Origin of the sequence: Nonomuraea rhizosphaerae (assembly GCF_019396405.1) — a bacterium.
Lineage (GTDB): Bacteria > Actinomycetota > Actinomycetes > Streptosporangiales > Streptosporangiaceae > Nonomuraea > Nonomuraea rhizosphaerae.
The window spans coordinates 1-6325 of record NZ_JAHKRL010000061.1; the positions used below are offsets into that span (position 1 = coordinate 1).

At 60.9% G+C, this 6325-nt stretch carries 5 protein-coding genes; 3 read left to right on the forward strand and 2 right to left on the reverse strand.

Going from position 1 to position 6325, the window contains the following annotated elements; genetic code table 11:
* On the forward strand, positions 1-643 hold a 643-nt coding region (locus tag KME77_RS02935), incomplete at its 5' end, for a transposase (RefSeq protein ID WP_219461605.1).
* A gap of 240 nt (positions 644-883) precedes the next feature.
* Complete coding sequence (locus KME77_RS02940; protein WP_219461610.1) at positions 884-3853, forward strand: N-6 DNA methylase; 2970 nt, start codon at positions 884-886, stop codon at positions 3851-3853.
* Positions 3854-4105: 252 nt separating this feature from the next.
* On the opposite strand, the gene KME77_RS02945 is transcribed toward KME77_RS02940, so the two are convergent.
* Positions 4106-4582 carry a hypothetical protein gene (locus KME77_RS02945; RefSeq protein WP_219461613.1) on the reverse strand — a complete coding sequence of 159 codons (477 nt, stop codon included), beginning with the start codon at positions 4580-4582 and terminating at the stop codon, positions 4106-4108.
* Entirely contained in the window at positions 4503-5297 is a 795-nt protein-coding gene (locus KME77_RS02950) for an ISAs1 family transposase (protein ID WP_219461616.1), read from the reverse strand. Before KME77_RS02950 ends, KME77_RS02945 begins: the two co-directional genes overlap by 80 nt.
* 208 nt (positions 5298-5505) lie before the next feature.
* Here KME77_RS02950 and KME77_RS29730 point away from each other — a divergent pair, with 208 nt between their 5' ends.
* On the forward strand, positions 5506-6186 hold the full coding sequence (locus KME77_RS29730) for a DUF4145 domain-containing protein (RefSeq protein ID WP_219461617.1): 681 nt from the start codon (positions 5506-5508) through the stop codon (positions 6184-6186).
* The last annotated feature ends 139 nt before the right edge of the window (positions 6187-6325 follow it).

Below are 6325 nucleotides of genomic sequence, written 5' to 3' on the forward strand. Positions count from 1 at the left end.
GCTGACCGATCTGGACAGCGGCCTGATCGCCGCGGTCGGCCTCACCGCGGCCAACGTGCCCGAAGCAGCCGTCACCGACGCCATCGCCGCCGATCTGGCCGCCCAGCACGCCACCTTGGCCGAACTGCACATCGACCGCGCCTACCTGGCCTCCCACCTGGTCCGCGAACGCGGCCCCGACCTGGAGATCTACTGCAAGGCCTGGCGCATCCGCGCGCCCGGCGACCGGTTCGCCAAGACCGCCTTCACCCTGGACTTCACCACCGGGCAGCTGACCTGCCCCCACCAGGTGAGCATGCCGTTCGAGCCCGGCCGCACCGTGCACTTCCCCGCCGCCACCTGCGCCGCCTGCCCGCTACGCCAACGTTGCACCACCAGCACCAAAGGCCGCAGCGTGAGCATCCACCCCGACGAAGCGCTGCTGGCCGAACTCCGTGAACGCCAGCTCACCCCGGCCGGACGAGCCCAGCTCCGCCAGCGCGTCGCGGTCGAACACACCCTGGCCCACATCGGCCGCTGGCAACACCACCGCGCCCGCTACCACGGCACCCGCAAGAACCTGTTCGACCTACGACGCACCGCCGTCGTCCACAACCTCCACGTCATCGCCCGCCAGCAAGACGGCTACCACCTCACCGCCTGACCGACTACATGACCGACTCTCTAGCTAGCGGTCAGCTACCCCGCCCTATGGCTCTCAATGCTCAACTTGCTGATCGCAAGCTGTCGGTTAGCTCAGTATCAATATCCACAAACGCGGTCCTCGGCAGTGGGTTAAGCCTCGGATGTCCACTATCCTCGCTCCGTGGCTACCAGCAATATAGACCTGGCCGAGATCGTCCGACGCCTCGCCGCTCGTCGCCCTGGGCGGACGGAGGCGAACGTGCAAAGCGATCTTCACATGCTGCTGGCGGCGGCCCCCTTCGAGCTAGATGATGACGATATTAAAGACATAGTGCTGGAAGCCCCCGTAGGCCAACGTCGCCGAATCGATGTAGAGATGGGTTACACCGTTTTCGAAGTAAAGCGGGATCTGCGTGTAGGAAATGTCCGGTCGGAGGCGATAGCTCAACTATCCGGATATGTACGAGCGCGGACAGAAACCCTGCAACAGCGCTACGTCGGAGTGCTCACCGATGGCGCGGAATGGCACCTCTATCATCTAGTGAACAATGGGCTGCAGCCTGTATGGTCTCTTGAGCTTAACGAATCGTCACCTGATGTGGATCAGTTGATCGTATGGCTTGAATCGGTTCTTGCAACTGCGAGTCATATCACGCCGACCCCAGTCGAAATAGAACGACGACTCGGAGCAGGTAGCCCCAGTCATAAGCTAGATTTCCTTGAGCTGCAGAACCTCTATCGCGCCAATCGAAATCATTCCGAGGTTCAACTCAAGCGAGAATTGTGGTCGAAGCTCTTGACCACAGCCTTGGGTACAAATTTCACCAACGAAGATGATCTGTTTGTCGAGCATACCCTTCTAGTGGCTACAGCGGAGATCATCGCGCACGCGGTGGTTGGTATAGATCCGGCTGATCCAACTGTTGCCGCTCGAACGCTTTTGGAAGGGTCTCTGTTTGCCTCGTCCCAAGTAGGGGGAGTTGTCGAGGCGGACTTCTTCGACTGGATAGTAGACATTCCCGGTGGTGATCGATTCGTAAAGACGCTATCCCAGAGATTGGCGCGGTTTGCCTGGCAGGCAGTAGAACATGACGTGATGAAAGTCCTCTACGAATCAATCATCGCTTCAGAAACTCGGCATGCCCTGGGGGAGTACTATACGCCAGACTGGCTGGCCGAAGAAGTGGTGAAGTCGACGATTCATAAGCCGCTTGATGAAAGCGTACTCGACCCTGCTTGCGGCTCTGGTACATTTCTCTTTCATGCCGTACGACGCTATTTGCAGGCAGCCGAAGAAGCAGGTGTTTCGGATGCTGAAGCAATTACTGGTGTCACGCGGCATGTAATGGGCGTAGATGTACACCCCGTGGCCGTAACTCTGGCAAGGGTCACCTATCTTCTCGCCCTAGGAATGGATCGCCTGCAATCTGCAGATAGGCCACCTTTCTCGGTGCCTGTCTACTTGGGCGACTCTATGCAATGGGGGCAGGAGGACACTCTTCTTAACACTGAAGGGTTGACGGTCCCCACGAACGACGGTGCACAACTATTCGCGGACGAGCTGAAGTTCCCTGATCGTTTACTCGCTGACGCCGCCAGCTTTGACCGACTGGTCACAGAGTTGGCACAGAAGGCGACGCGTCGCGCCAAAGGGTCTCCTGTGCCCTCCCTCTCGGGGATCTTCCGGCTTTTCGCAGTGCACCCCCACGATCAGCCCATGCTTGAGCAGACTTTCGCGACGATGTGTCGCCTTAACGACGAGGATCGTAATCATATATGGGGCTACTACGTTAGAAATCTTGCCCGTCCCATCTGGCTATCGCAAAAGCGTAATAGAGTCGATGTTTTGATTGGCAATCCTCCTTGGCTGGCCTACCGATTCATGCCCGATGGCACGAAGTCGCTATTCAGAAGAATGAGCGAGGATCGTGGCATGTGGGCGGGGGCTAGTGTTGCCACGCATCAGGACTTGTCTGGACTCTTCCTTGTTCGGGCTGCCGAGCTCTACCTCTCAAATGGTGGCCGATTCGGCCTCGTTATGCCCCTCGCTGCTCTCTCACGGCGCCAATTCGCTGGTATGCGCACTGGCCGCTATATAACACCGGGGCATCAGCTATTCCTGTCGTTCGACACGCCTTGGGATCTACACAAGGTCAAGCCCGTCTTCTTTCCGGTTCCCGCATCGGTGCTGTTCGGGACCCGTACCGCAGATACATATGTACCGCTTGCCCAGCCCGCCGAGATTTGGGCCGGACGTCTACCTAGCACAAACGTTTCCTCCTCCATCGCCATGCAGCATCTAAGCAGGATGGCTCCCGAAGCGGCGACGGAAGCGGCGACGAGTGTGTCACCTTATGCAGCACGCTTTGTGCAGGGGGCCGCCGTTGGGCCTCGTGTGTTCTTTGTGGTCGAAGAGAGTCCGTCTAAAGGTGCTCTAGGGCCAGGTGCTGGCCGGATAGCAGTTCAGAGTCGTCGTAGTACACGTGAAACGCCTCCCTGGAACCAGGAGCCGTCGATGGCTAGCATCATCGAACGGCAATTTGTACGGTCCCTTCTCGTTGGAGATTCGGTCCTGCCTTACGCTGTGCGAGACGCGCAGCTTGCCGTCATCCCATGGGATGGACAGCGGCTGCTGGGGAGCCATGACGACCGCCTAGATGACTACCCTGGGCTAGCCGAGTGGTGGCGAGAAGCCGAGAAGAGATGGCGAGCAAGAAAAGGCTCCAGGGCCATCCCTCTTCATGAGTCGCTTGACTACAGGCATAAGATCACGCAACAGTTTCCGGTTCCGCAACACCGAATTGTGCATTCAAAGAGTGGGATGTACATGGCGGCTGCACGTGTCAGTGATGCATCGGCTATCGTTCAAGACGTCCTCTACTGGGGTGCTGCGGCTTCTGTGGAAGAGGCTCAATATGTCATCGCGGTCCTGAATAGCCAAAGCTTCTTGGATCGCGTAAGACCACTCCAAGCGAGAGGACAGCATAACCCGCGCCATTTTGATAAGTACATATGGCAAGTTCCTGTGCCGCTTTTCGATCCGCAGGATGAGAGTCATCGCCGATTGGCCACACTTTCCGCAGAGGCGGAAGAGTTTGTGGCGTCACTAGAGCTTCCTGGCGGCGTCTCGTTCGAAGCCGTCAGAGGTAAAGTTCGCGACCAGCTCCAAACCACGAGCTTCGGGCGTGAGGTCGAACGTCTCGTGGATTTGATTCTGACGACAGAATAGTGCTGGTCGCTTTGGGCGGTCATCGCCCTGAGTTTCTCGGGTGGAGCGATTGGCGGCCCGCGGTGTCCTGTAGGTGAATGCGGCCGAGGCGAATAGACTGGCGAATGGGTTGCCGTACTGCCGAATTGCTCCTGTAGGTATCAAGGGCGGCGCTTCGCGCCGCCATGCGGCCCGAGCGCGGCCACACGCTGCGCGTGCGGCCTGGGGGCCGTTCTCGCGCGCGCCCGCGCTCGGACCACGCCCAGGGCGATTTCAAAGTCGAGTGGCTGACGGTTCGGTGTGACTCTGTGTCATCAATGGGAGAGCTCGGAGAGGGTTACGGCCGATCGCTTGGACGGTCTCCTTGATCTTGGAGATGCCATGGATGCTGAACAGGCCGAGGGCAAGGTTGCGGAGGGTGGCCAGCACTCGTGGGCCATGTCCGAGGTAGGCCTGTTGGTCGTCTTCGAGCCAGACGGTGTCGCGTGATCGATGCTCCAGATTCTCGATGCCCCAGTGCGCGCGAGTGTGCGCCGAGATCTCGGCTGCCGACAGATGGGCGCGGCTGGTGATCATCATGACGACTTCCTTGCTGCGGGGAGATCCGGCCAGGTCGGCGACGTCGCGGCGGATGACGGCCAGGCGCGCGGCGTAGGGCAGGCCGAGGCTGTCATCGACGGTGGCGGCCCAGGTGGTCCACCGGTTGATGCGCCCGTGGCCGCGTTCGATGGCCGCGTTCGATGGTGACATGCTCCGCCTCGCCGGCGATGAGGCTGCGGGCTACGGCGATGGCGGTGGCCTGCAGGCGGGACCGGTTGCCCTTGACGGTCAGCAGGTAGTCGGCGTTTGTCTCCTCCACCAGGTAGCGTGCGGTCTCGGCGCAGGTATGTGCCGCGTCCGCGGTGACCAGCGCCCCGGTGAGGTCCAGGTTCATGGCCTCGATCAGGGTGCGCACCTGCGTGGTCTCGGTGGTGCCGGCGGGCACGGCGACCTGGCCGAGCACGATGGCGTCCTGGCCGTCGCGGCGGTGGGTCATCGCCGAGAACAGCACCAGCCGCCCGTCGGCGTTCCAACTGCCGTGCAGGTCCTTGCCGTCCAGCGCGATGCTCCAGCCCTGCGCATGGCAGGTCCCGTGTCCGCGCAGCCAGGCGCCCACGGCAGCATCCAGCGCGTCGGCATCCACCCCGATCAGCACACGCCGCAGGGTGGCTGCACTGGGCGCCAAGCACCGGCCCGAGTCCGGATGGCGGCGGCAGCGCAGCAGGTCAAGCAGGCACTGGGGCAGATCCGCCGCGGTCGAGCCCATCTCCCGGTAGTTCGCCGCTCCCGCCAGCGTCACCAGCACGGCCACTCCCAGCACCGCCACCAGTGGATGCCGTACTCCGCGTGGATCGCGTGGGTCGGCGATGCCCTCGATCATCTCCAGCAGCGACGAAACCTGAGCTTGGGCATGGGAAACTGGCACCGATGACCTTCTTGTCGTGATCTGGGAGCGTAGAGAACTCCATGATCACAGACGGAAGGTCATCATCTTTCTGCAGTCACGTTACGTAGCTGCGGTCGATCCGGACATCACGTGACCATCGCCTCACAGCAGCGACCTTGAAATCGCCCTGGACCACGCCGCTCAAAATCCCTATCGATCAGCGATCCGATCTCGCTACATTGCTGTCGTGACATCGTCCTTCCAGTACGAAATCAACTGTTGGGCTTGCGGTGAAGACCAGGCGGCCGAAGAGCAGGCAGAACTTGTAACTGGCCGGAGCGGCGACCACGATGACCAGAAGATCCGCTTGGCCATTGCCACGTGCCACCACTGCTCTGCTCCTAGTGTGCTCCACCAGGAGCTCATCTGGGATGACTACGCAGAGGAAGAGCGTGTGCGCTCCACACGAGCAGATGTGGTCTGGCCTATCTCCGACCAGCGGAGCTATGTCCGCGCCGTTGTCATCCCAGAGGAACTACGCCGCGAGCATCAGGAAGCGCAACGTTGCTTCAACGCCGACGCGTACACGGCTACCGTCGTGATGGTTCGGCGAGCGCTGGAAGGGGTCTGCTCCCATCACAACATCAGCGCAACAAACCTGGTCCGCGCACTTGAAGAGATGGAGCGTCAGGGGCTGATCGAGGGCCGACTTCTGGAGTGGGCGCAGGAGCTACGCGTACTCGGGAACCAAGCAGCCCACTTCACCGGGCGTCCAGTCGCTCGCCAAGACGCGCAGGATGCACTCGAATTGGCCGAAGCTCTCTTGGACTATCTGTACCTATTTACTGGACGTTTCAACGCGTTCAAGAAGCGTCGAGACGAGGCGCAGCAGAATGCCTCCGGCGGGGGCGCTCCGGCTCCGGGATGATCGCCATGCGGGCCTGACGGCCGTAGGCGCTGAGGTGGAAGCCTAATCGTCCCGCTCACCATCGACCCGGGACAAGCCGAGCAGGCCAGGGCCACGGGGACAAGGTCGTTCCTCCAGTTGGGGGCTCCACCTTGTCCCC

Bases quoted from the DNA above. Each gene is read 5' to 3' on its own strand.
- KME77_RS02945 (WP_219461613.1), bottom strand. From the start codon at position 4,582: ATGTCACCATCGAACGCGGCCATCGAACGCGGCCACGGGCGCATCAAC.